Below are 23,183 nucleotides of genomic sequence, written 5' to 3' on the forward strand. Positions count from 1 at the left end.
TCTTACGCGTTTTGTAGTCCTAACATAGCGCAAAAATAAATGACTATTGAATACAAAATATGTTTTTAGCGCGCAAATTTGGCAAGCTGCACTTCGGTAGGTGCCGATCTGTAGCGCCGTAAGGCGTGTTGTTTTTCTGAATGACCTTGGGTGCAACGTCACGCCATGACAGTTGCAGCGGCCGCTTTGCCGCCAATTTTGGGCGCGATCGGAAGTATCCGGCAGGTCGTCGTCTTTCTCGTCAGTTGCTCCTCAATCATTTGTGACATTGGGCTCGGATTTTTCAGAAAAAGTCTATTGAATACAAAAATCATTTATGTAATGCTCCCATCATCAAGGCGCTCGTGAGAAGCGTCGCAGGTGGAACTCTTTGAAACGCCAAGGAACATCTCTTTGACGCGCATGTGATCATGCGCGAATGCAGGCTGACGTCTGAATGTCCGGATCGCTGCGATCTCGACGCTGGCGGAGCCTTGCCCGAAGGATGGTCCTTGCCTTGAAACTGGTAGGAATTCGGTGTCGACCGTTCTTCAGCTCAGCCAAGTCACCAAGTCCTATGGCGCGGCCGCCGCGCTCGACAGGATAGACTTCTCTCTGCCCGACAATGCCTATATCTCGCTGCTTGGCCCTAGCGGTTCCGGCAAGACGACGCTTTTGCGCGTCATTGCCGGCTTCGAGGAGCCGGATGCCGGTTCGATCTTCTTCCACGGCAAACGGCTCGATGGCGTGGAGCCACATGATCGCGGCATCGGCTTCGTTTTTCAGAACTTCGCTCTGTTTCCGCATCTTTCCGTCGCCGAAAACGTCGCCTTCGGCCTGCGCAATCGCAAGGTCGACCCCGTAACGGATGCGCGCATCCTGGCAAGGAGGGTTCAGGACATGCTGTCGCTGGTCGGCCTCAAGGGATTTGACGATCGCGCCGTCACGCAGATTTCCGGCGGCCAGCGCCAGCGCGTCGCCTTGGCACGCACATTGGTGACCGAGCCGAAGATGGTGCTGCTGGACGAACCGCTTGGCGCGCTCGACGCCAATCTGCGTGGCCGTATGCGCAGCGAGCTGAAGATCATCCGCGAGCGCTGCGGCGTCACCTTCCTGCATGTCACCGGCAGTGAGAGCGAGGCCCTGGCGATGGGAGATCTGGTGCTTGTGCTTGATCGTGGCCGCATTGCCCAGGCCGCCGCTTCGGATGTCGTCTACAATAGTCCCGCAACGGCCTCGGTCGCCCGCTTTCTTAATTGCTACAACCTCTTTGCCGGTGATGTCGTCGAGGATGCTTTCGTCGGGCCGGCTGGTCGCTTTCCGCTGAACGGATCACCGAGGAAGGCGCCGCAGCCGGCCTATGCGATCCGCTACGATCGTGTTTCGATCCGCCCTCGCGATGCGGCGCTCTTAGATGACGAAGTGCGCATCGAGGCGGATTTCATCGCCAGCGAATATTCCGGCGCGGCGGTCAATTCCTTCTTCGCGCTCGATGGCGGCCACGTTTTCGAAGTCGAATCCCATCTCAGTCACGCCAGCCCGCCGGCCTTTGTCGAAAAGGATCGTTATGCGCTCGTCTGGAAGAAGGAGGATGCCCTTGTTTTCGGTTGATGTGAGCCCTTCGAACCCTTCCACCGGACCCTCCAAGGAGAGCGAGATATGACCATGGTCGCGACAACAGAGGAAGCCGTGCAGGAAGGCGCAACCGTGCGCCGGAAATCGAACAAGACGCTCTGGCTCCTGGCGCCGGGCATGATCTGGATGGTCGCCTTCCTCGTCCTGCCGATCCTGATGATGGTCTATGTGTCCTTCTGGACGCAGACGACCTTCAAGATCGAACCGACACTGACCTTGCAGAGCTGGATCACCTTCCTGACAAGCTCCACCTATCTCGGGGCGCTCTGGACGACGATCCGCATCTGGCTGCTCGTGCTGATCTCGACGCTCGTCGTCGGTTATCCCGCTGCGCTCTTTGTCGGGCTCCTCATCAAGAACAAGACGCTGCAGACCGTGCTGCTCGTTCTCTGCGTCATCCCCTTCTGGACCTCGTTCCTGATCCGCGTTCTCGCCTGGCGGCCGATGCTCGGCACCGAGGGCGCCATCAACATGATCCTGATGAAGCTCGGCATTGTGCAGCACCCCATAGAAGTGCTTCTCTTCTCGGAGTTGTCGGTGATCATCGGCATGACGCAGATCTACTGCGTCTTCATGGTCGGGCCGATCGCCTTCATGATGGGCCGCATCGACGCCTCGGTGATCGAGGCTGCCCAGGATCTTGGTGCGGGTTTCTGGCGCATCTTCCGCACGATCATCCTGCCGCTTTCCATGCCGGGTGTGGTGGTCGGCGCGATCTTCGTCTCCGTCATGGTTCTCGGCGAATTCGCAACGTCCGCTGCCCTGTCCGGCCGCAAGGTCAATCTGCTCGGCAATATCATCGTCACCCAGGTCGGTTCGCTGAAATGGGCCTTTGCCGCCGTCGCCGGCGTCATCCTGACCATCGTCATGGGTGCTGTCGTCGCAGCCTTGCTTAAGGTCGTCGACCTTAGAAAGGAGCTCTAATCATGAATGCTGGCGGCATCAAGCTCGGCCTGGGCGTCTATACGACCCTTTTCCTGATCTTCCTCTACGGACCGCTCGTCGTCCTGGCGATCCTGTCGTTCCAGACCGGACCGGAGGGCGGTCCGCAATTCCCGATCATCGAATGGTCGACCTATTGGTATCGGCATCTCTTCGGCTTGACGCCGCCCTCGCGCATCGCGCCGCTGCCGATCGATCAGGCGCTGATCCGCTCGCTTTTTCTGGCGTTGATGACGATGGTCGTTTCGACCGTGCTCGGCGTCATGTCCGCCCAGGCCTTTCGCCGCAAGTTTCGCGGCTCGGGCCTCGCCTTCTATCTGATCGTTCTCGGCATGATGGTGCCGGGCGTGCTGGTCGGCCTCGGCATGGCGCTCGTAGCCAATGCCTTCGGCATCGACCGGCACTGGTGGAGCACGGCCTTCGTGCTGCACGTCGTCTACACCTTCCCCTTCGCCTTCCTCGTCATGCTTGCGATCTTCAACCGCTTCGATCCGAGCATGGAGGAGGCATCGTGGTCGCTCGGCGTCACGCCGGCGCGCACCTTCCGCAAGGTCACGTTCCCTCTGATCTTCCCGGGCGTGCTTTCGGCCATGTTGTTTGCCTTCACGCTCTCCTATGACGAGTTTTCGCGCACGCTGTTTGCCTCCGGCCGCGAACTGACCTTGCCGCTCGCCATCTACGGCACTTTCTCGGTCGAGGTGCATCCGAACGTCTTCGCCTTCGGCGTGCTGACGACGCTCTTCTCCTTCGCACTCCTCGGCACCTACGCCATCCTGATGGGTCTGTCGGTCCGCCGTGCCAAGCGCGTCCGCATTCAGGAGGACGCATGATGGTGAGTAAGCTTTCCGCCATTGTCACCGGCTCCGGCTCCGGCATCGGCCGCGCCATTGCGCTACGCCTTGCCGCAGACGGCTATGCGGTTCTGGTCAACGATCTCTCCGGGGAGCGCGCTCAGTTAGTTGCTTCCGATATCATCAAGGCGGGCGGTGCGGCGACCGCGATCGCCGGCGACGTCGCGCGGCCCGAGGACGTGGCGGCTATTTATGCCGCCGCCAAGACCTCGCACGGCGACGTCGCCCTTCTCGTCAACAATGCCGGCATCGCGCATCAGGCAGCTTTCGAAGATCTTGAACTTGCGGATTTCGACCGGATGTTTGCGGTGCATGTGCGTGGCACCTTTCTCATGACCAAGGCCGTCATCCCGTCGATGCTGGCGCGTGGCGAGGGCGTGATCGTCAATGTCGCCTCCCAGCTCGGGCAGATCGGCGGCATTGAGCTCGTCCATTACTCCGGCGCCAAGGCGGCGATCATCGGCATGACCAAGGCGCTGGCCCGCGAAGTTTCGAACCGCGGGGTGCGGGTCAATGCCGTGGCGCCAGGGCCGATCAATACGCCGCTGGTGCTGGGTCTTTCCGAAGAATGGCGCGAACGCAAGAAACGTGAATTGCCGCTCGGCCGCTTCGGCGAGCCCGAGGAGGTCGCCGCGACCGTGGCGTTTCTGGCGTCACCGGCAGCGAGCCTTTTCGTCGGCCAGACGCTCGGTCCTAATTCCGGCGACGTGATGCTCTGAAGGAGAAAAGCAGATGGACAGTTTAGAGAAGCGAGTGGTCATCGTCACGGGCGCGGGTATCGGCATCGGTCAGGCGACCGCGAAAGCATTTGCCGCGCTCGGCGACCATGTTGTCGTCACTGACATCCTCGAAAAGGAAGGCGAGCAGACCGTCCGCGACATCCTTACCGCCGGCGGTTCGGCCGAATTCCATCTCTACGACGTCCGCTCGACGGATGCCGCGAACAAGCTCGTCGCCAGTATCGAGGCGCGTTTCGGCAAGATCGACGTCATCGTCGCCAACGCCGGCATAGCTCATCGAACGCCGCTCGGCGAACTTACCGACGACAAATGGGATCTGACCATGGATGTCGACCTGAAGGGCATCTTCAAGCTGGTGCGTGCCGCCGTACCGGGCATGCGTGCCCGCAAATCCGGAAGCATCGTCGCGCTCTCCTCGATCATGGGCGTCGCCTACGGGTGGGATGAGCATGTCCATTATTCGGCAGCGAAATCCGGGGTCGTCGGACTGGTGCGCGGGCTTGCCGTCGAACTGGCGAAGGACGGCATCAGGGTTAATGGCATTGCGCCGGGCTATATCCGCACCGCGCAGCTTCTTTCGGAAGAGAATTCGCTCGGCCCCGCAGGCGCGGAGAAGGCAGCCGAGTTCATTCCGATGGGCCGACTCGGCGAGCCGGAAGACATCGCCGACGTGATCTCATTCCTCGCGTCGAAGGGCGCGAGATACATGACCGGCCAGGTTCTGGTCGTGGATGGCGGCCTCCTTGTGGGGCGGTACTGATCGCCATCGTCCCGGCAACCGCTGGGCGAAGCGATAAGGCAATGAAACAGGCCCACCAAGGGCCAAGGGAACAGCAATCAGCACTGGAGAACAAAAATGTCCAAAATGGAAATGAACAGACGCTCTCTGTTGAAGCATTCCGCCGGCGTCATGGCGCTCGCGATTGGTGGCGGCACGCCGTTCCTCTCCTCGCGTGCGGCTTACGCGCAAGCCGCCGGTCTCGCCAAGGAGCAGCTGCGCACCATCGGCCTTTCGGTCACCGTTCAGGAGCGCATCCTAGACGACTTCCGCAAGGCAAGCGGCGTTGGACAGACCTCGGGAACTGCAGCGACCTTTCCGGATGCGCAGACCAAAATCCTCTCCGGTTCCAAGGATTATGATTGCTGGGAGATCATCGCCGAGCGGCTGCCCTCGATCGTCATGACCAACAATGTCGAGCCGATCCCGGCCGCCTCCCTGAAGAACTGGGCCAACATCCGCGACACCTTCACCAAGCCTTCCGACAAGTGGGATCCGAAGCAGCAGATCGTCGGGCAGATCTGGGCCGATGAGGCCAAGACGACACTGAACATGGTGCCTGCCGTCTATAACTACGATTCCATCGGCTATAATCCCGATGTCCTGTCGGCTGAGGAAGCCAATACTTGGGCGGCCATCTTCGATCCGAAGTTCAAGGGCAAGTCTGGTCTCAATACCGATCCGTTGATCGCTTTCGGCCAGGCGATCATGGCGATGAACTCGCTGGGACTTTCGAACGTCAAGAACCCGGCCAACCCGACGACGGCCGAAATCGACGAGGCGGCAAAATTCCTCGTGTCGAAAAAGAAGGATGGGCAGTTCCGCGCTCTATGGGGCGATTTCGGCGAGCTGGTCAACCTGATGGCATCAGGCGAGATGGTCGTCTGCGATGCCTGGCAGCCGGCCGTGATGGCCGTCAAGGCGCAGGGCAAGGCCTGCAAATACGCCGTGCCGAAGGAAGGCTATCGCGGCTGGGCGATCGGGCCTTCGATGATCGCTGGCACCTCCAACAAGGAAGCCGTCATCGCCTATGCCGACTATTGGCTTTCGGGCGAGCCCGGCATCACCGTTTCCGAACAGGGCTATTACTCGCCATCGACCAATATCCAGAAGGTCATGGCGCCGGATAAATATGCCTTCTGGTACGAGGGCAAGCCGTGGGTCGGCGCCTCCGAGCGTGGCATCAAGGAAGGCGATCTGCGCGATGGCGGCTCGCTGGCGGAGCGCGCCAAGAACGTCGCCTACTGGCACCAGTGGCCGGACGAATACGACCATCTCGTCCAGAAGTGGGATGAATTCCTCAATGCGTGATGCGGCGTCAGCCACCCATGCTCGGCAATGCGGGGAGGCGATATCCGCCTCCTCCTCCACGCCCGGAGAACTCTCGTGACGTATGATTTGGAACTCATCAATGTCGGCAAGGTCTATGACAATGGCACGCCCGCCGTCATCGACTTCAATCTTTCGATCAAGAAGGGTGAGTTCATCGCCTTTCTCGGCCCGTCGGGCTGCGGCAAGACAACGACGCTTCGCATGATCGCCGGCTTCGAAAGCATCTCCTCCGGCGACATGATGATCAAGGGTGCGCGCATGAACGATGTCAGGCCGCAGAAGCGGCCGACATCGATGATCTTCCAGAACTATGCGCTTTTCCCGCATATGACCGTCCGGCGGAACGTCGGTTACGGTCTTGAGGTCAAGGGCATGGCAAAGGCCGAGCGGGATGCACGGGTCGATCGTATCCTCGCGACTCTTGGTCTGGAGGATATTGCCGAGCGCAAGCCGGACAAGCTCTCCGGCGGCCAGCGCCAGCGCATCGCGCTTGCCCGCGGCCTCGTAGTCGAGCCGGATGTGTTGCTTCTCGACGAGCCGTTGGGCGCGCTCGACGCCAATCTGCGCAAGGCGATCCAGAACGAATTGAAGCTGTTGCAGAAGCGGCTCGGCGTCACCTTCGTCTTCGTCACCCACGCCCAGTCCGAAGCGCTGGCACTGTCCGACCGTATCGTCGTGATGAACCAGGGCAGGGTGGAGCAGATCAGCCCGCCGCATCAACTCTACACACGCCCGAACACCCCATTCGTGGCGCAGTTCATCGGCCGCAATACCATCTTCGAAGGCGAAGTCGCCGGTGCACAAGCCGACAGCACGCTCGTCTCGACCGCGTTCGGTTTGCTATCGGGCTGCGCCAATGGCGGTCTTTCCAGCAAGGTCAACATCGTCATTCCCTCGGAGGCGATCGAGGTTCACACGGCGGAAACCTCGGCACGTGAAAGCCTTGCCGGAGCTTTCGGCGGTAACGTGGTCGGCGCTCGCGTCGAGCGTTTCGACGTCGTCGGCCATATCTCGCAGATCGGCATCAGCCTGCCCGACGGCCGCGGTCTGGCGCTGGAAGCGCATGTCGACAAATACCGGCCCGGCGCCTTTCCCGTGGGCGCCGAAGTCATGCTTACCTGGGATCCGGCCGACGCGACCGTCATCCCAACTCACTGATCATAGAAAACGCAATTAAAGGAGGTCATCCCATGGCAAAAGAAATCCTGTGCAGTTTTGGTGTCGACGTCGATGCCGTCGCCGGCTGGCTCGGCTCTTACGGCGGGGAGGACTCGCCTGACGATATCTCGCGCGGCCTCTTTGCCGGCGAAGTCGGCAGTCCGCGCCTGGTGAAGTTGTTCGAGCGCTTCGGCATCAAGACGACATGGTTCATTCCCGGCCACTCGATCGAGACCTTCCCGGAGCAGATGCAGGCCGTGGCCGACGCCGGCCATGAAATCGGCATCCATGGCTATAGCCATGAAAACCCGATCGCCATGACGCGCGAGCAGGAAACCGAGATTCTCGATAAGTGCATCGAGCTCGTGACCAAGCTTTCCGGCAAACGCCCGACCGGCTATGTCGCGCCGTGGTGGGAATTCTCCAATGTGACGAACGAGCTGCTCCTGGAGCGCGGCATCAAGTACGACCACTCGCTGATGCACAAGGACTTCACGCCCTATTATGTGCGTGTCGGCGACAGCTGGACGAAGATCGACTATTCCCGCAAGCCGTCAGATTGGATGGTGCCGTTGAAGCGCGGCCAGGAAACCGATCTGATCGAAATCCCGGCCTCGTGGTATCTCGATGACCTCCCGCCGATGATGTTCATCAAGAAAGCCCCGAACAGCCACGGCTTCGTCAATCCGCATGATATCGAGCAGATGTGGCGCGATCAGTTCGATTGGGTCTATCGCGAGATGGATTATGCGGTCTTCCCGATCACCATCCATCCCGATGTCGCCGGCCGGCCGCAGGTGCTGATGATGCTCGAGCGGCTCTACGCACATATGATCAAGCATCCCGGCGTCAAGTTCGTGACGATGAATGAGATTGCCGACGATTTCGCCGCCCGCTTTCCGCGCAAGAAATAGCCGGCTAGGCTGAAAGACCGAGAGCATCAATTCTGAAGGAGGTGGATCGTCATGTGTTCACTGTGCGGCGTGCTCGGCGGCAACGAGCACTGGACGGATGCCGCGGCACGTCCAGGCGTGTTCACGCGCAATCACGCCAGCTTTGATCGGCGGCGTGAGCGGGCCGAGCGCGTGCGTGCCGCCAACGAGATGCTCTCGGGTTTCGGCCTTGTCCTTTCCGACTGGCAGGGCGCATCCTTCGTGCTGTCGACGAAAACGGGCAGGAGCGAGATCATCGAGGATCTCGGTCATCTTTGGCCGGCGGCCGAAAGGCTCGTCGGCCGGCCCTGTGATCCCTTCGATATCACCTTCATCGCGAAAATGGAGGCGCGGCATGGCGATTGAGGAAAGCGGCTTTCTGCCGATCAACCTGCTGACGGGCTTTCTCGGCTCCGGCAAGACGACGCTGCTCAAGCGCATCCTGGCCGATACGGCCTTTGCCGATACCGCCGTGCTCATCAACGAATTCGGCGAGATCGGGCTGGATCACGATCTCGTTGAAAGCGTCGATGGCGAGATGGTGTTGCTGCGCTCCGGCTGCGTTTGCTGCACGGTGCGCGGCGAACTTGCCGCAGCACTCAAGGAACTCTACTCCCGCCGCGAGCGCGGGCTGCTGCCGCCATTCCGGCGGGTCATCATCGAAAGCACCGGGCTTGCCGATCCTTTCCCTGTGCTCTCGACCATCAAGGCCGATCCGGTCCTTCGCCATCACTTCTGCGCCGGCAACGTGATCACGACCGTCGATGCCGTGAACGGGCTTTGCCAGCTCGACACCTATATCGAATCCAACAGGCAGGCAGCGGTCGCGGACCGGTTGATCGTCACCAAGACCGATCTTCAGGGGGACTTTGATGGAGGGGATCTTCAGGTTCGCCTTCGTGCACTCAATCCCGATGCCCCGATCCTGATGGCCGCTGACCCGGATCTTGATCTCTCCTCGCTGGTCGCCATTCAGAGCGCTGCGTCACCGAGCAGCGGCCTATCGCAGAGCGGCTTCTATTGCGAGGAGCCGGTGCAGCTCGTCTCATCGGATGGTGCACCGCATAAGGCAGCCATTTCGTCGATTTCGCTCAGCATCGACAGGCCTGTCGACTGGACGGCTTTCGGGCTCTGGCTGACCATGCTGCTCAACCGGCATGGGGAGCGCGTGCTGCGCGTGAAAGGCATCCTCAATCTCAGCGGCGAAGAGCGGCCGGTAGCCGTCCATGGCGTCCAGCATCTCGTACACACGCCAGTGCATATGGATAGCTGGCCTTCGGAAGATCGCAGCTCGCGGCTGGTCTTCATTCTGGATGGGCTCGACGGCGCGCTATTGAAACGGTCCTTCGAAGCCTTCACACTGGCGCATGTGCCTGCAGCGTCTTACCCGATCGCTGCTGCGCGATGAGACAACCGGTATCTCCATGAACAAGCATGAATCCGTCGCCAAAAGCATGTCCGCTCCCGCCTTGCATCTGAAGGGCCGGCCGCGCCTGCGCATTCTCGGCACGGCAATCTCGCTGCTGGAGGAACTGCGCCTGCGCGCGCAGGACGATCTCGGTATCGATGTCACCTTCGACAACAACGACTTCCTGACGACGCAGTATAAAGCGGCCCGTGAGCCGGAAACCTACGATATCTACGACCAGTGCTTCCATAATCTCGATATCGTCTGGCACTGGCGTGCGATCCAGCCTGTTGACACCCAGCGCATCGTGCTCTGGGATGAGGTCAACGATCTCACAAAGACCGGCCATATCGGCCCCAACCCGCGAATGGGGCTTGGCGACGTGCCGGCGAAGAAGCTCTTCGTGCAGCCGAACCTCGCCTTGGGCGATACGCCGTCGCGCTTCATCTCGATGCTGCCGACGACGCATAATTTCGACAGTTTCGCCTATCGGACGGATCTGGCCCCGAATGGCGTCGGCATGCATTCCTGGGGTGCGCTTTTCGACGAGCGCTGGGCGGGAAGAGTGGCGTTGGTGGACGAGCCCGCCATCGGCATTTTCGATGCGGCGCTCGCGGCACAGGCCGCCGGTCTCATGTCCTTCAACGATATCGGCAACATGTCCATTCAGGAGATCGACCAGCTGATCGATCTCCTTGAGGAGCGCAAGAAGGCCGGCTTTTTCCGGGATTTCTGGAAGACCGCCGAAGATGCGGCGCAACTGATGATGGCAGGCGAAACCAGCGTCCAGAGCATGTGGTCGCCCGGCATCGGCATTCTGAATTCCAGGGGCTCCCCCGTCGAGCAGGCCGTGCCGGCGGAAGGTTATCGCGCCTGGCATGGTGGCCTATGCCTTTCGAAGCACTTGAGCGGCCGCCTGCTCGATGTCGCCTATGACTATCTGAACTGGTGGATATCGGGCTGGCCCGGTGCTGTCGTTGCGAGGCAGGGCTATTACATTTCGACGCCGCAGCGCTCGCGCCAGTTCATGACACAGGCCGAATGGGATTACTGGTACGAAGGTGCCGCCGCAACCGAGGATCTGCCCGGCCCGGATGGGCAGATGCGGATCAGGAAAGGATCGGTGCGTAGCGGCGGATCATATTGGCAGCGCGCCAATTGCATTGCCGTCTGGAATACGACAATGGATGAGCACAATTATCTCGTGCGCCGCTGGATGCAGCTGGTCGGCTGAAGAGGAGAGCAGGGCCTATGACACAGACACATCTCGGCAAATCGATCGCGCAGCTCTCGGTCCTCATCCAGTCCGGCAGTCTCGATCCGATCGCGCTGGCCGAGGAGAGCCTTGATGCGATCCGGACTTACAAGGATCAGGCGATCTTCACGCGGCTGTTGGAACTGCGGGCGAAGGAGGAGGCGGTTGCTTCGTCCAAGCGGTTGCGTGAGGGGCGTTCACGCGGGCTGCTGGACGGCATTCCCGTCGCCTGGAAGGACCTCTTCGCCATTGCCGGCCTGCCGACGACGGCCGGGTCGATTGTGCTTGCGAATGCCGAGCCTGCGCAGGATGACGCCGATGTCGTCAAGGCGTTGAAGGCTGCCGGCATGATCGCCGTCGGTCGGGTCAATATGAGCGAATTCGCCTTTTCCGGCCTCGGCCTCAATCCGCATTATGGCACGCCGCTCAACCCGCTGGCAACGGATGTCGCGCGCATTCCGGGCGGTTCGTCCTCGGGGTCTGCCGTCGCGGTTGCGGCAGGCCTTGTGCCGGTCTCGATCGGCACGGATACGGGCGGCTCCGTGCGCATACCCTCTGCTTTCAATGGCCTTGTCGGCTATAAGGCAAGCCATGGCCGCTACAGCATGGGCGGTGTCTTTCCGCTGTCGGTCAGTCTCGACTCGCTTGGGCCTTTGTGCCGCAGCGTCCAAGATGCGATCTGGGTCGATGCTGCGATGCGTGGGCGCTTTGTCCCTGAGGTGCAGCGTGCTGAACCCGCCGGGCTCTCCATCGTGGTGCCGACGAATATCGTCATGGATAACGCGCAGGATGGTGTTCTTGCAGCTTTCGAGGCCACCCTCACCCGGTTAAGTGCTGCTGGCGTCAAGATCCGGCGAGCTGCATTTCCGGCTTTCGAAAGGCTCTTTGAGCTGATGGCTGAGTATGGGCCGTTGGTTACTGCCGAGGCCTTCGTACTGCATCATCGTCGGTTGGCGGGACCGGAAGCTGATTCCATGGATCGGCGTGTTGTCGCGCGGACGCGGCTTGGAGAGAAGACGACGCTGGTCGGCTATCTGGAAACGCTCAAGGTGCGCGAGCAATTGGTCAGGGATGTTGCCGGCGCGCTTGGGCCGGACGAGTTCATCGCCTATCCGACGGTTGCCCATGTTGCTCCGGCGCTCGCGCCGCTGGAGGCCGATGACGAATTGTTCGCGAAGGTCAATGGCAGGACGCTGCGCAATACGGCAATCGGCAATTTCCTCGATTGGTGCGGGGTCTCGCTGCCTTGCGGCACGGGTGAAGCAGGCATGCCAGTCGGCTTCCTGCTGTCGGCGCCGAAGAACCATGACGAGCGGTTGCTGGGTGCAGCGCTGGCGCTTGAAGAGATCATCGCCGGTTAGAGCAATTTCGGGGAAATCTTATCGCGGATTTGCCTTATTGCGTTGATCCCCACCTGCGTCGAGGCGGGTGGGGACCGAATGTTTTTGTCTGTTCAATGCGTGCGGCCGCCGCCGGCGGTCGGTTCAGCATCGACGATCCAGTGGCGGTGCGAGCCCAGTGCAATGAGCAACACCACCGACAGGAAGCAGCAGCCGGCCAGGATATAGAAGCCGATATCACCGTTGCCTGTGGCGGCATCGACATAGGCCTTGATCTGTGGTGAGGCGAAGCTGCCGAGGTTGCCGAGTGAGACGATGAAGGCGATGCCGCTTGCCGCGCCGACGCCACCAAGATAGCGGGTTGGCAGGCTCCAGAAAACCGGCTGCGAAGAGGCAAGCCCCGGAACTGCGATGCAGGCTGCAATCACCATCACCCAGGGGTTCATGGTCAGGCCGATCATTCCGAGCGCGATGGTGCCGGCCGTCAGCATGGCGATGCAGACGATGCGGTGGTTGTCATGCTTGTCGGCATAGACGGTGAAGAAGCGGGTGGCGAAGAGCGCGCAGAGCCAGGGCAGGCCGAGGAGCACGCCGACCCAGGTATTGACGCCGCCGCCGAGCGCCTGCGCCAGCCGCGCCGGCAGATAGAAGGTGATCGGGCCGACGCCGATCTGGATGAAGAGATAGATGCCGATGAAGGCAAGCACGCGCCAGTCTTTCAGCACGCTGAAGACGGAATGCTTCACTTCGGAAAGCTTGCTGCGCTCTTCTGCCTCGATGACGGCGTTGAGCGCGCTTTTCTCTTCCGCTGTCAGCCATTTTGCCTCGTTCGGGCGGCTTGTCAGGAAGAAGAGAGCCATGATGCCGACGACGGTCGCCGCCAAGCCCTCGACCGCGAACATCCATTGCCAGTTGGTAAGGCCGAGGACATCGTGATGGGTCAGCAGCCAGCCGGACAGTGGTGCGCCGATCACGAGCGACAGGGGAATGCCGAGATAGAAGAGGCCTGTGGCGCGGGCACGCTGTTTGGCCGGGAACCAATAGGTCAGATAGAGGAGAACGCCCGGATAGAAGCCGGCTTCGCAGACGCCGAGCAGGAAGCGGACGATATAATAGCTTGTCGGGGTATGGGCGAAGACCATGCACGCGGAAACGATACCCCAGGTGATCATGATCCGGCTCAGCCACAGACGGGCGCCGACGCGCTGCATGATGAGATTGCTCGGCACTTCGAAGGTGGCGTAGCCGAGATAGAGAATGCCGGCGCCAAAAGCATAGGCCGCATCCGAAATGCCGGTATCGGCCTGATAGGCAACCTTGGCGAAGCCGACATTGGAGCGATCTAGAAAATTCAGGATCAGCATCAGGCCCAGAAAAGGCAGGAGGCGAATCGTCGCCTTGCGCACGGCGCTTTGCAGCGCCGGATTGTCGTTAGTCATAGTTGCTCCTCCCAAAGGCAGAATGCCCTCACAGCGAGACCATCGCGGGCAGGGCTGCCTTCATGCTCGAACCGGATCTTGATCCGGCCATTGTCGTGAAGGCCACCAAAACAGCGGCCATCTATATGCATATACGCAGAATATATTTATGTATGAAAAGGTCAATAGGCGCAAAATCGCGGGCACTCGATCCGCCTGCGGATCGAGCGAGCGTTCAAGCGGCTGTGGATGAGGGTGGTTTTGCCGAATTGGGCGCACAGCAAAAACTTCGGCCGGCGAGCCGATTAGCGCGTCCCGATCAAGTCCCTACGTGAAACGCCAGGCTATTTGGGCGCATATTCAGGCAAGATAGGGACCGATGCGCTCCGTGACGGATGCGACATCCGCAACCCGCATTCCGGCCACGTTGATCCTGCCGGAATCCGGCATGTAGATGCCGTGTTCGGCCCGAAGCTGCCGGACATTTTCCGGAGAGACCGGCAGAAGGGAGAACATGCCTTCCTGCGAAGCGATATTAGCGAGATCAGGACGGAATTGAGCAAAGGCTTCGGCGGCGGCCCGGCGGATTTCGGCTATGCGGTTGCGCATTTCGCTGAGTTCATCGACCCAGGCCTGGCGCCGCGACTGGTCCTGCAGGATCGCGGCAACGATAGCAGCCCCATGCGCTGGCGGCATGGAATAGCTGGTGCGAGCATAGTTCGCCAGATTGCCGATGCCCTTGTTCAACGGCGCCTGCTGATCTCCGAAGAGATAGACCGCGCCGGTGCGCTCCCGATAGAGCGAGAAGGATTTGGAGCAGGAGACGGCAACCATCGCCTCGCCGACCGCTCCGATGACATCAATCATGCCGGCTGCGTCTTCGACCCGGCCGTGGCCGAGGCCCTGATAGGCATTGTCGAAGAGCGGCAGCAATCCCTTGGCAGCGATGATGTCGGCGATGTCTCGCCAGTTCTGTGATGACAATCCCGCGCCTGTCGGATTATGGCAGCTTGTTTGCAGCAGCACAGCATCACCGGGCGCTGCATTCCGCAAGGTCATCAGCATCTCATCAATGAGAACGGTCTGCTTGCTGATATCGAAGAAACGATAGGTCCCGACCTGAAGATCAACCGCGGCAAAGATCGCCTGGTGGTTGACCCACGTTGGCGTGCCGATCCAGATCTTCCGCCTGTTGTCGAGCGCAAGCAGCTCCGCCGCCAGACGCAGAGCGCCGGTGCCGCCGGGGGTCTGAATTCCCGCGACCGGCTTGCCGCCATGGCGTTCACCGAAGACCTCGCGGGCCAGCGCCCGCAGAAAGGCGTGATCGCCCTCGGGGCCGATATAGGATTTGGACTCTTGGGTTTCCCAAAGATGGTGCTCGGCCGCCTTGACGGCTCTCATAACAGGGGTGCGCCCGGTCTCATCGCGATAGACGCCAACGCCGAGGTCGATCTTTGCGGATCGCGGATCGGCCGCGAACTTGGCAATCAGTTCAAGCAGCGGATCTGGCTTCTGTTCCGTCAGGCTATCGAAAAACGCTGTCTTGTTCATTTGTTCCTCCCTCGCGTTCATTGCGGCCAGTTCTGCAGAACCCGCACGAATTCGGTCAGCCAGGCATTTGTTTGATGCCCGTCCAGGGAGCGATGGTCAATCGTCAGGGACACATAGGCCATCGGGCGGATCTGGATCGTATCGACCCCATCGACCTCCCGCACCACGACACGCTTTTCCAGCTTGCCGATGCCGAGGATGGCGGATTGCGGCTGATTGATGATGATGGGGGATGCCACCAGCGACCCGGAGACGCCATGGTTGGAGATGGTGAAGGTCCCGCCCTTCAGCTCCTCGCCCTTCAGTGCGTTGGAACGAGCCCTGTTCGTCAGATCCTGGAGGCGCGCTGCAATCACCTCAAGCGAAAGGTCCTGCGCCTGCCGGATGATCGGCGCGACCAGGCCCTTGTCGCCCAAGGCGATGCCGACGCCGATGTTGACATCAGCAAAGATCTCCAGGCCGTCATCGTGCCACTGACTGTTCACCTCGGGTACGAGCTTCATGGCCGCAACGGATGCCGCCACGAAATAAGCGGTGTAGGAGAGGTTCACGCCTTGGGCCTTCATCCGCTCCTTGTGGTTTTCGCGATGGCGCATGATTGCCGTGAAATCCGCTTCGAAGATTGCCGTGACCTGCGGCGCCGTCGCCAGGGATTGGGCCATATGCTTCGCGATCGAAAGCCGCATGGCCGAATGGGGAACGATCCGCGATTTGCCGTCAGTCGCGGCTGTCGGCAAGGTTTGTCCGGTCTCGGCCTGCTGCGATATCGGCGCAGATGGATGCGACGTGTCGGTTTCCGCTGCATGATCCATATCGGCGCGGGTGACCCGCCCGTCCCTGCCACTCCCCTTCAGGCTGGCGGGATCGATCCCGTATTCCTCGGCGGCCTTGCGAACAGCCGGAGAATAATAAGCAGTGGCGGAGGCTGTGGCAGGTTGGGCCGGCTGTATCTGCAATGGGACCGCAGCTGCTTGCGCCGCAACGCCGTTCGCACTCTCGACACTCATGCGCCCGAGGATCGCCCCGGGCGCGGCGTCATCGCCGTCTTCCATCGCGATTTCGCTCAGGATACCGTCGCACGGTGCCGGTATTTCCTGGGTGACCTTGTCGGTTTCCAGTTCGACAAGCGCATCGCCTTCCTTCACATAATCGCCGATCCGCTTCAGCCAGTTGCGGACGACCGCCTTCGTGCCTTCCTGTTCGATCGGAGCGGTAATCTCGATGATGTCAGTCATCCTCAGAACTCCAGGATTTCGGCAATGCGCTTGGTGATCCGTTCGGTGGACGGTACGGCCCAGTCGAGAAGCACGGGATTATGCGGGCTTGGAATATCCGGCATGGTGAGGCGCGAGACGGGCGCATCGAGGTCCGTGAAGGCCCTGTCGGCGATGACAGCGGCAATTTCCGCGCCGAAGCCTGCGGTTTCGAGATCCTCGTGGACGATGAGGCAGCGGTGCGTCTTGGCGACGGATATAAGCACCACCTGCTGGTCCCAGGGCATCAGCGTACGGAGGTCGATGATATCGGCGGACAGGCCTTCGACCGCCTCCTCGCAGCGCTGCACCATGGCGCCCCAGGTGACGATGGTGATGTCGTTGCCCGTCCGCGTCAGCTTCGCCTTGCCGAAGGGCAGGGCGAAATCGTCGCCGGGATAGGGGCGGCGTGCCCAAGCGTGATCGAGCATCGCCCTATGCTCGAAGAAGATGACAGGATCGTTGCCGCGGATCGAGGTGCGCAGCAGGCCGACCGCATCTTCCGCATTCGAGGGAACGGCGACTTTCCAACCCGGCTGGTGGACGAAGGCCACTTCATTCGTCTGGCTGTGCCAGGGATCGCCGCATTTGAAGAATCCGCCGGGCATGCGCACCACGACGGGCGCGGCAAAGCGATTGTTGGTGCGCCAGCGAATGGTGCCGCAGTCGTTCAGCTGTTCGGTCGCCGGCTCCGCATATTTCCGGAACTGGATTTCTGGAACAGGGACCAGCCCGGCGAGCGCCATGCCGACCGCGCGGCCGATGATGCCCTCTTCGGACAATGAGGTGTCGAAAACCCGGTCATTGCCGAATTTCTCCTGCATGCCGAGGGTGACGGCGTGGACGCCGCCTTTCGGACCGACGTCCTCGCCAAAGATCACGACGCGCTCGTTGATCGACATCTCGTGTTCGAGTGTCCGGCGGATGGCGGTGACCATGTTGATGCGCGGTCCGGACATCTCCGGTTCGCTCGTCGTTGCCGGTGGCGCATAACCTGTGGGGTACTGCCCACCCATCGTCTGCATGTCGCCATCGAAGAATACATGGCGGGTCACGGAGGAGGGGTCGGCGACCGGTCTGTCTTCGGCGGCGGCAAGGGCGCTTTCCGCCGTCTCGTGCGCTTCGCCTTCGCAGGCATCCCATTCCTGTGTCGTCATGACGGCGGGGACGAGGAAACCTTTGAGGCGCGGCAGCGGGTCGCGCTCCCATTCGCGCCTCACGGTTTCCTCGCTCTTGTAGGTCTGCGTGTCCTGAAAACTGTGGCCCTCGAGGCGCGGTACCGTCAGCCGCAAGAGAGCGGGCTTACGTTCGTCGCGAACGAAGGAGACCGCATCCTGCACGAGCTGCGCCGCCTCGGCCGGGTCGCAGCCGTCGCCATCGAAGATTGCGAGGTTTTTCCAGCTTGCGAGATTGGCGGCGATATTTCCACCGGGCGTCTGCACCGTCGAAGGCACCGAAATGCCAAAACCATTGTCCTCGATATAAAACAGCATCGGCAGCGCTTGCGTCGTTGCCGCTGTTAGAGCCGCCCAGAAGCCATTCGAGGCAACGGAGCCGTCGCCGCCAAGCACGACGCCGATATCCCTCGCATATTCAGCGCGGCCAAGCGTGGTGGCATAATATTTCATCGCCTGGGCCCAGCCGGCTGTCGGTGTATATTGCGCGCCGACGCCGCCGCACATGGGCAAGGCCGAGGCGCCGGAACGGTTCGGATAGTTGAAGACGACGCCGATGTCGCGTCCGTCTGAATAGCCGCCAGCGCGGCCCATGGCCGAGCCGAGCGCATCGGCGGGGTTGACGCCGAGCGAGAGCAGAAGCGGCCGCGAGCGATAATAGCCGCAGGTGGCGTCGTGCAGGCCCGTCAGCTGCATTCCAAGCAGGATCTGCGCCATGTCGTGGCCGCGTGCCGAAAACTGATAGAGAACCTTCTTTTCCGGAACGAGACGCTTCTCCTCCATCTCGTCGAGAGCCCGGGAGAGATGGACGAGATAGGCAACCTGGCGCCAGTTGATGCGATCGTCGGGCGAGTTCCGCTCGTGGCTTTTAAAGGCTAGCTGGGCCATGTGATCCTCCTGCAGATGGCCCAACTATTTTAATTCAAGCGTCAGCTCTATTCCTTTCAATTTTGCAGGCTTTGCCGTAGTATTTGAAAGCAATGTTTCATAAACCGCGAGTTTTTGAATGGAAGATTTCGATCTTGATCACGTCGACAGAGCGATTCTGCGCGTGCTGCAGGAAGAGGGCGATATCAGCCAGGCGGCGCTCGCTGAAAAGGTTGGCGCATCGCCGGCGTCCTGCTGGCGAAGGATCAAGGCGCTGGAGAGCGCCGGCGTGCTGGGCCGGACGGTTCGTCTCGTCGATCCCGACAAGATCGGCAAGGGGCTGAATGTCTTTTGCCAGGTCAAGATGAAGACCCATGATCCAGCGACGCGCCGCGATTTCGAACAGTTCATCGCCAGTTATCGCGAGGTGCTCGAATGCTACTCCATGTCGGGGGAATGGGATTATCTGATCCGTGCCGTCGTTGCGGATGTCAGGGAGTATGAAGGGCTTTTGATGCGCGGTATCCTGACCCACGAAGCCGTGCTGAGCTCGTCGTCGCATTTCTCGCTGAAATGCGTCAAATACACCACGGCGTTGCCGACGAATGCGTCGCGATAGGGAGCCATCCGTGCCCTTTGCGGGCGTTCGCTTGAATACGGACGGCATCTCACGCTAATACAGCCTTACGATTGCAGATGCGGAGCAGGGTTCGATTGTCGGCTGATAACGTCAAACTCGGAGATGATTTGAACGAGGCGGTCACAGCGCTGCTTGTCGATCTGCCCATCAAGGCCGCGAGTTTTATCGTGACGATCTACGGCGACGTCATCGAGCCGCGCGGCGGCATCGTCTGGATTGGCAACCTTATCGAGACATGTAAAAGCGTCGGGATCACAGAGACGCTGGTGCGCACTGCGGTGTCGCGGCTGGTCGCGGCAGGACAGCTCGCGGGCGAGCGCGAAGGGCGCCGCAGCTTCTATCGGCTGACCGACGCTGCTCAGGCCGAATTCGTCGAGGCCGCCAGCCTGTTCTACGGGCCGCAGCCCGCTATCCGCTGGCAATTCGTCCTCATCAACGGACCTGCGCCGGAAGAGATCATGCAGGGCCTCGAGCGGGAGGGTTTTGCCAGGCTGAACCCGCGCCTGGCGGTGGGAACGCATCCCGCACCGCCCTTGCCGGGGCGTGTCGTCGTCTTCGATGCGCAATTGGCGACCGAGAATGGTGCCTTGCGGGAATTCGCCGAAGAGGCATGGAACCTGCCGCGTTTCGCGGAGGCCTATGGCGAATTCACCGCCCGCTTCGGCGCATTTTCCCAAAAGGTTGGAGATTGTGCCGCGCTGTCGGCCTTCGATTGCCTGATTGCACGGCTGCTGCTCGTCCATCAATATCGCCTCATCATGCTGCGCGAGCCGCATCTTCCCAAATCTGCCCTTCCGGATAATTGGCCGGGCGAGGAGGCGCGTCGCCTGTTTGCCGACCTCTATCTGCTGTTGTCGAAAAGGGCCGATGATTATGTCGGCCGCCATTTCGTCAACGAGGCCGGCAGGCTTCAGGAGGCGACTCCGGCAAGCCGAAACCGACTCGAACACCTCAAGTCCCGCTGAAAACGCAATCCGCTCAATGATATAGCGAGATGCCGGACGCGAAGCGTTTCTGTGTATCCTCAAATGTCACAGAAATCTCAAAAAATTCATTTGTATTGTGACATATCGCATGCTAATACAGTGACCGATCGGTCGGTTAATGCTTTCGCCGCCGGATCGCTGTTTCGTGGAGGAGAGCGAGAAACAGGCCTATAATGGTGATGCCGTGAAGCGGCGGCCTTGCTGATGCGCTTCGAGACAATCCACAGGCCTGCGATCATTCTCGAGCGCGTCTGACGCGCAAAGACGGAGGAAAGATCAATGTATGCACAGATGGTGAAAACCGACGGCACTCGCATCCGTTCCCTCGACGAGATGGATCCCCAGGAGCGCGCCTTTCAGGAGCGCGTCGATGCCGGTCAGAAGATCGAGCCGAAGGAATGGATGCCGGAAGGCTATCGCAAGACGCTGATCCGCCAGATCAGCCAACATGCCCATTCCGAGATCGTCGGCCAGCTTCCGGAAGGCAACTGGATCAGCCGGGCTCCGACGCTGGAGCGCAAGGCGATCCTGCTTGCCAAGGTGCAGGACGAAGCCGGCCACGGCCTTTATCTCTACTGCGCCGCCGAAACGCTCGGCATCAGCCGCGACGAGATGTATGAACAGCTGCATTCCGGCAAGGCCAAATATTCCTCGATCTTCAATTACCCAACGCTGACCTGGGCCGATATCGGTGCGATCGGCTGGCTGGTCGATGGCGCTGCCATCATGAACCAAGTTCCGCTGCAGCGCTGTTCCTACGGCCCTTATTCGCGGGCCATGATCCGGATCTGTAAGGAAGAGAGCTTCCATCAGCGCCAGGGCTTCGATGTCCTGATGAAGATGGCGAGGCAGGGTACGCCGGCTCAGAAGGCCATGGTGCAGGATGCGCTGAACCGCTGGTGGTGGCCGTCCTTGATGATGTTCGGCCCTTCGGACGACGCGTCGGTACATTCGGCGCAGTCGATGGCCTGGAAGATCAAGCAGAATTCCAATGACGAGCTGCGGCAAAAATTCGTCGACCAGACCGTACCGCAGGCTGAATATCTCGGCCTGACTGTTCCCGATCCCGACCTGAAGTGGAACGAGGAAAAGGGCGGCTACGATTTCGGCGAGCCGGACTGGGAAGAATTCTTCAACGTGATCGCCGGCAACGGCCCCTGCAATGCCGAGCGGCTGAATGCCCGCAAGCAGGCATGGGACGATGGCGCCTGGTTCCGCGACGGCCTGACGGCGCATGCCGAGAAGGTGGCCGAGCGCCGCGCCGCCACAAGGGTCGCCGCCGAATAAGGCGGCTAGAAAATTCAGGGAGTGAGAAACATGTCCAGCGAATGGCCGCTTTGGGAAGTCTTCATCCGTGGTCAGCATGGCCTCAATCATCGCCATGTCGGCAGCCTGCATGCGCCCGATGCCGAGATGGCGATCAACAATGCGCGCGATGTCTATACCCGCCGCAACGAAGGCGTCAGCATCTGGGTGGTGCGCTCGTCCGAGATCACCGCCAGCGCGCCATCGGAAAAAGGCCCGCTCTTCGATCCATCCAATTCCAAGGTCTATCGTCACCCGACCTTCTTCGACATTCCGGATGAAGTGGGGCATATGTGATGGCGACCGCTACCCTTGAGCCGGTGGCCGATCAGGCCGCTCTCGTCGAGTTTCTCCTGCGCATCGGCGACAATACGCTGATCCTCGGCCACCGCGTTTCCGAATGGTGCGGCCGCGGGCCGGCGCTGGAGGAGGATATCGCGCTCGCCAACACGGCGCTCGACCTCATCGGCCAGACGCAACTCTGGCTCGCTCTGGTTGGCGAGGTGGAAGGCAAGGGCCGCTCGGCCGATGATCTCGCCTATCTGCGAGACGGATTCGAGTTCCGCAATATCCTGATGGTCGAACGCCCGAACGGCGATTTCGGCAGGACGCTGATGCGGCAATTTCTCTTCGACGCCTGGCACTATCTGTTGCTGAAAGCGCTGAAAGGCTCGACTGAGCCGCGCATCGCCGAGATTGCCGAAAAGGCCTTCAAGGAAGTCTCCTATCACCTTGATCGCAGCCGCGACCTGATTATCCGCCTTGGCGACGGCACGGCCGAAAGCCATCGTCGCATGCAGGAAGCCCTGGACGAACTCTGGCCCTTCACTGGCGAAATGTTCATTGGCGATGCTGCCGATGCAGCGCTGGCGCAGGCTGGCGTGATCCCAGAGCCGCAAAGCCTCAAAGCCGGCTGGGACGAGATCGTCTCCGATGCGCTTGCCGAAGCGACGCTGAAGCGTCCCGCCGACGGCTATATGCACAAGGGCGGCCGGCGTGGCGTTCACACCGAGCATCTCGGCTATATCCTCACTGAGCTGCAGTTCCTGCAGCGCGCCTATCCGGGCGCGACCTGGTAGGAGGCCGGTATGGCGACCGCGCTGCATCCTTCCGTCGAAGAGGTCTGGCACTGGCTGTCGGAAGTGCCTGACCCCGAGATACCGGTGATTTCGCTGACCGATCTCGGCATCATCCGCGATGTCGGCTGGCAGGAGGATACGCTTGTGGTGACGGTGACGCCGACCTATTCGGGCTGTCCCGCCACGACGGTGATCAACCTCGATATCGAGCGGGCATTGGCGGAAAAAGGTCTCGACCGGGTGCGCCTCGAGCGCCGGCTGTCGCCGGCCTGGACGACGGATTGGATCAGCGCCGAGGGCCGCGAGAAGCTGCGTGCCTATGGCATCGCCCCGCCGATCGATGGCACAGCTGCCGACGGCGCCCTGATGAAGCGTATCGACCGGCTTGCCGGCCGCTCGAACCTCATGATTGCCTGTCCGCGCTGCGGATCGGCAGCTACGGAAAAGATCAGCCAGTTCGGCTCGACGCCCTGTAAGGCAAGCTATCGCTGCACCGACTGTCTGGAACCCTTCGATTACTTCAAGTGTATTTGATCCCAACAGGACGAGGCCCGCATCC

22 protein-coding genes are annotated in these 23,183 nt (G+C 60.9%); 18 read left to right on the plus strand and 4 right to left on the minus strand.

Annotated features, from left to right (window positions below; all coding sequences use genetic code 11):
• Window positions 1-516: 516 nt before the first annotated feature.
• From GA0061103_RS04445 to GA0061103_RS04500, 12 genes are all read left to right on the plus strand, one after another.
• Window positions 517-1,590: an ABC transporter ATP-binding protein gene (locus GA0061103_RS04445; RefSeq protein WP_092707443.1), complete on the plus strand. Its 1,074-nt coding sequence runs from the start codon at window positions 517-519 to the stop codon at window positions 1,588-1,590.
• Between the two features lie 48 nt (window positions 1,591-1,638).
• Window positions 1,639-2,538 (plus strand): ABC transporter permease, encoded by a 900-nt coding sequence (locus tag GA0061103_RS04450; protein WP_092707445.1) that lies wholly within the window; start codon window positions 1,639-1,641, stop codon window positions 2,536-2,538.
• 2 nt (window positions 2,539-2,540) lie between these two features.
• Window positions 2,541-3,386, plus strand: coding sequence for an ABC transporter permease (locus tag GA0061103_RS04455; protein WP_092707447.1), 846 nt, complete (start codon window positions 2,541-2,543; stop codon window positions 3,384-3,386).
• Window positions 3,386-4,126 carry an SDR family NAD(P)-dependent oxidoreductase gene (locus GA0061103_RS04460; protein ID WP_092707449.1) on the plus strand — a complete coding sequence of 247 codons (741 nt, stop codon included), beginning with the start codon at window positions 3,386-3,388 and terminating at the stop codon, window positions 4,124-4,126. The genes GA0061103_RS04455 and GA0061103_RS04460 overlap by 1 nt, the downstream gene beginning before the upstream one ends.
• Before the next feature lie 13 nt (window positions 4,127-4,139).
• Window positions 4,140-4,907 (plus strand): SDR family NAD(P)-dependent oxidoreductase, encoded by a 768-nt coding sequence (locus GA0061103_RS04465; protein WP_092707451.1) that lies wholly within the window; start codon window positions 4,140-4,142, stop codon window positions 4,905-4,907.
• 96 nt (window positions 4,908-5,003) lie between these two features.
• Window positions 5,004-6,236: an ABC transporter substrate-binding protein gene (locus GA0061103_RS04470; protein ID WP_092707453.1), complete on the plus strand. Its 1,233-nt coding sequence runs from the start codon at window positions 5,004-5,006 to the stop codon at window positions 6,234-6,236.
• A gap of 75 nt (window positions 6,237-6,311) precedes the next feature.
• The gene (locus GA0061103_RS04475; RefSeq protein WP_092707455.1) at window positions 6,312-7,415 is read left to right on the plus strand and encodes an ABC transporter ATP-binding protein; all 1,104 of its coding nucleotides are present in this window, start codon (window positions 6,312-6,314) and stop codon (window positions 7,413-7,415) included.
• 32 nt (window positions 7,416-7,447) lie between these two features.
• Complete coding sequence (locus GA0061103_RS04480; protein ID WP_092707457.1) at window positions 7,448-8,329, plus strand: polysaccharide deacetylase family protein; 882 nt, start codon at window positions 7,448-7,450, stop codon at window positions 8,327-8,329.
• A gap of 51 nt (window positions 8,330-8,380) precedes the next feature.
• Window positions 8,381-8,713 (plus strand): hypothetical protein, encoded by a 333-nt coding sequence (locus GA0061103_RS04485; protein ID WP_092707459.1) that lies wholly within the window; start codon window positions 8,381-8,383, stop codon window positions 8,711-8,713.
• Complete coding sequence (locus GA0061103_RS04490; protein ID WP_092707461.1) at window positions 8,703-9,755, plus strand: CobW family GTP-binding protein; 1,053 nt, start codon at window positions 8,703-8,705, stop codon at window positions 9,753-9,755. Before GA0061103_RS04485 ends, GA0061103_RS04490 begins: the two co-directional genes overlap by 11 nt.
• A gap of 16 nt (window positions 9,756-9,771) precedes the next feature.
• Window positions 9,772-10,989, plus strand: coding sequence for an ABC transporter substrate-binding protein (locus tag GA0061103_RS04495; protein WP_092708640.1), 1,218 nt, complete (start codon window positions 9,772-9,774; stop codon window positions 10,987-10,989).
• Window positions 10,990-11,006: 17 nt separating this feature from the next.
• Window positions 11,007-12,371, plus strand: coding sequence for an amidase (locus tag GA0061103_RS04500; RefSeq protein ID WP_092707462.1), 1,365 nt, complete (start codon window positions 11,007-11,009; stop codon window positions 12,369-12,371).
• A gap of 92 nt (window positions 12,372-12,463) precedes the next feature.
• On the opposite strand, the gene GA0061103_RS04505 is transcribed toward GA0061103_RS04500, so the two are convergent.
• The 4 genes from GA0061103_RS04505 to GA0061103_RS04520 form a co-directional block, all read right to left on the minus strand.
• Window positions 12,464-13,789: an MFS transporter gene (locus GA0061103_RS04505; protein WP_092707464.1), complete on the minus strand. Its 1,326-nt coding sequence runs from the start codon at window positions 13,787-13,789 to the stop codon at window positions 12,464-12,466.
• A gap of 339 nt (window positions 13,790-14,128) precedes the next feature.
• The gene (locus tag GA0061103_RS04510; protein ID WP_092707466.1) at window positions 14,129-15,319 is read right to left on the minus strand and encodes an aromatic amino acid transaminase; all 1,191 of its coding nucleotides are present in this window, start codon (window positions 15,317-15,319) and stop codon (window positions 14,129-14,131) included.
• Between the two features lie 17 nt (window positions 15,320-15,336).
• The gene (locus tag GA0061103_RS04515) at window positions 15,337-16,554 is read right to left on the minus strand and encodes a dihydrolipoamide acetyltransferase family protein (RefSeq protein WP_092707468.1); all 1,218 of its coding nucleotides are present in this window, start codon (window positions 16,552-16,554) and stop codon (window positions 15,337-15,339) included.
• A 2-nt stretch (window positions 16,555-16,556) separates the two neighbouring features.
• Window positions 16,557-18,635 carry a transketolase C-terminal domain-containing protein gene (locus tag GA0061103_RS04520; protein ID WP_092708643.1) on the minus strand — a complete coding sequence of 693 codons (2,079 nt, stop codon included), beginning with the start codon at window positions 18,633-18,635 and terminating at the stop codon, window positions 16,557-16,559.
• A gap of 118 nt (window positions 18,636-18,753) precedes the next feature.
• On the opposite strand from GA0061103_RS04520, the gene GA0061103_RS04525 reads away from it, so the two are divergent.
• From GA0061103_RS04525 to paaD, 6 genes are all read left to right on the plus strand, one after another.
• Entirely contained in the window at window positions 18,754-19,233 is a 480-nt protein-coding gene (locus tag GA0061103_RS04525; protein ID WP_092707469.1) for an Lrp/AsnC family transcriptional regulator, read from the plus strand.
• Window positions 19,234-19,328: 95 nt separating this feature from the next.
• Complete coding sequence (paaX, locus tag GA0061103_RS04530) at window positions 19,329-20,219, plus strand: phenylacetic acid degradation operon negative regulatory protein PaaX (protein ID WP_092707470.1); 891 nt, start codon at window positions 19,329-19,331, stop codon at window positions 20,217-20,219.
• Between the two features lie 300 nt (window positions 20,220-20,519).
• The gene (gene paaA / locus GA0061103_RS04535; RefSeq protein WP_092707472.1) at window positions 20,520-21,527 is read left to right on the plus strand and encodes a 1,2-phenylacetyl-CoA epoxidase subunit PaaA; all 1,008 of its coding nucleotides are present in this window, start codon (window positions 20,520-20,522) and stop codon (window positions 21,525-21,527) included.
• 30 nt (window positions 21,528-21,557) lie between these two features.
• Window positions 21,558-21,842, plus strand: coding sequence for a 1,2-phenylacetyl-CoA epoxidase subunit PaaB (gene paaB / locus GA0061103_RS04540; protein WP_069061017.1), 285 nt, complete (start codon window positions 21,558-21,560; stop codon window positions 21,840-21,842).
• Window positions 21,842-22,624: a 1,2-phenylacetyl-CoA epoxidase subunit PaaC gene (paaC, locus tag GA0061103_RS04545; protein ID WP_092707474.1), complete on the plus strand. Its 783-nt coding sequence runs from the start codon at window positions 21,842-21,844 to the stop codon at window positions 22,622-22,624. Before paaB ends, paaC begins: the two co-directional genes overlap by 1 nt.
• Before the next feature lie 9 nt (window positions 22,625-22,633).
• On the plus strand, window positions 22,634-23,158 hold the full coding sequence (gene paaD / locus GA0061103_RS04550) for a 1,2-phenylacetyl-CoA epoxidase subunit PaaD (RefSeq protein WP_092707476.1): 525 nt from the start codon (window positions 22,634-22,636) through the stop codon (window positions 23,156-23,158).
• Window positions 23,159-23,183: the final 25 nt, after the last annotated feature.

The sequence above is a fragment of the Martinezella multihospitum genome, assembly GCF_900094585.1.
Classification (GTDB): Bacteria; Pseudomonadota; Alphaproteobacteria; order Rhizobiales; family Rhizobiaceae; genus Rhizobium; species Rhizobium multihospitium.

Excerpts from the sequence above, each read along its gene's own strand:
- GA0061103_RS04515 (WP_092707468.1), bottom strand. The coding sequence starts at position 16,554 with ATGACTGACATCATCGAGATTACCGCTCCGATCGAACAGGAAGGCACG.
- paaD (WP_092707476.1), top strand. The coding sequence starts at position 22,634 with ATGGCGACCGCGCTGCATCCTTCCGTCGAAGAGGTCTGGCACTGGCTG.
- GA0061103_RS04460 (WP_092707449.1), top strand. The coding sequence starts at position 3,386 with ATGGTGAGTAAGCTTTCCGCCATTGTCACCGGCTCCGGCTCCGGCATC.
- GA0061103_RS04525 (WP_092707469.1), top strand. The coding sequence starts at position 18,754 with ATGGAAGATTTCGATCTTGATCACGTCGACAGAGCGATTCTGCGCGTG.
- GA0061103_RS04510 (WP_092707466.1), bottom strand. The coding sequence starts at position 15,319 with ATGAACAAGACAGCGTTTTTCGATAGCCTGACGGAACAGAAGCCAGAT.
- GA0061103_RS04500 (WP_092707462.1), top strand. The coding sequence starts at position 11,007 with ATGACACAGACACATCTCGGCAAATCGATCGCGCAGCTCTCGGTCCTC.
- GA0061103_RS04495 (WP_092708640.1), top strand. The coding sequence starts at position 9,772 with ATGAACAAGCATGAATCCGTCGCCAAAAGCATGTCCGCTCCCGCCTTG.
- GA0061103_RS04450 (WP_092707445.1), top strand. The coding sequence starts at position 1,639 with ATGACCATGGTCGCGACAACAGAGGAAGCCGTGCAGGAAGGCGCAACC.
- GA0061103_RS04485 (WP_092707459.1), top strand. The coding sequence starts at position 8,381 with ATGTGTTCACTGTGCGGCGTGCTCGGCGGCAACGAGCACTGGACGGAT.
- GA0061103_RS04520 (WP_092708643.1), bottom strand. The coding sequence starts at position 18,635 with ATGGCCCAGCTAGCCTTTAAAAGCCACGAGCGGAACTCGCCCGACGAT.
- paaC (WP_092707474.1), top strand. The coding sequence starts at position 21,842 with ATGGCGACCGCTACCCTTGAGCCGGTGGCCGATCAGGCCGCTCTCGTC.
- GA0061103_RS04480 (WP_092707457.1), top strand. The coding sequence starts at position 7,448 with ATGGCAAAAGAAATCCTGTGCAGTTTTGGTGTCGACGTCGATGCCGTC.
- GA0061103_RS04470 (WP_092707453.1), top strand. The coding sequence starts at position 5,004 with ATGTCCAAAATGGAAATGAACAGACGCTCTCTGTTGAAGCATTCCGCC.
- GA0061103_RS04505 (WP_092707464.1), bottom strand. The coding sequence starts at position 13,789 with ATGACTAACGACAATCCGGCGCTGCAAAGCGCCGTGCGCAAGGCGACG.
- paaB (WP_069061017.1), top strand. The coding sequence starts at position 21,558 with ATGTCCAGCGAATGGCCGCTTTGGGAAGTCTTCATCCGTGGTCAGCAT.
- GA0061103_RS04490 (WP_092707461.1), top strand. The coding sequence starts at position 8,703 with ATGGCGATTGAGGAAAGCGGCTTTCTGCCGATCAACCTGCTGACGGGC.
- GA0061103_RS04465 (WP_092707451.1), top strand. The coding sequence starts at position 4,140 with ATGGACAGTTTAGAGAAGCGAGTGGTCATCGTCACGGGCGCGGGTATC.
- paaA (WP_092707472.1), top strand. The coding sequence starts at position 20,520 with ATGTATGCACAGATGGTGAAAACCGACGGCACTCGCATCCGTTCCCTC.
- GA0061103_RS04455 (WP_092707447.1), top strand. The coding sequence starts at position 2,541 with ATGAATGCTGGCGGCATCAAGCTCGGCCTGGGCGTCTATACGACCCTT.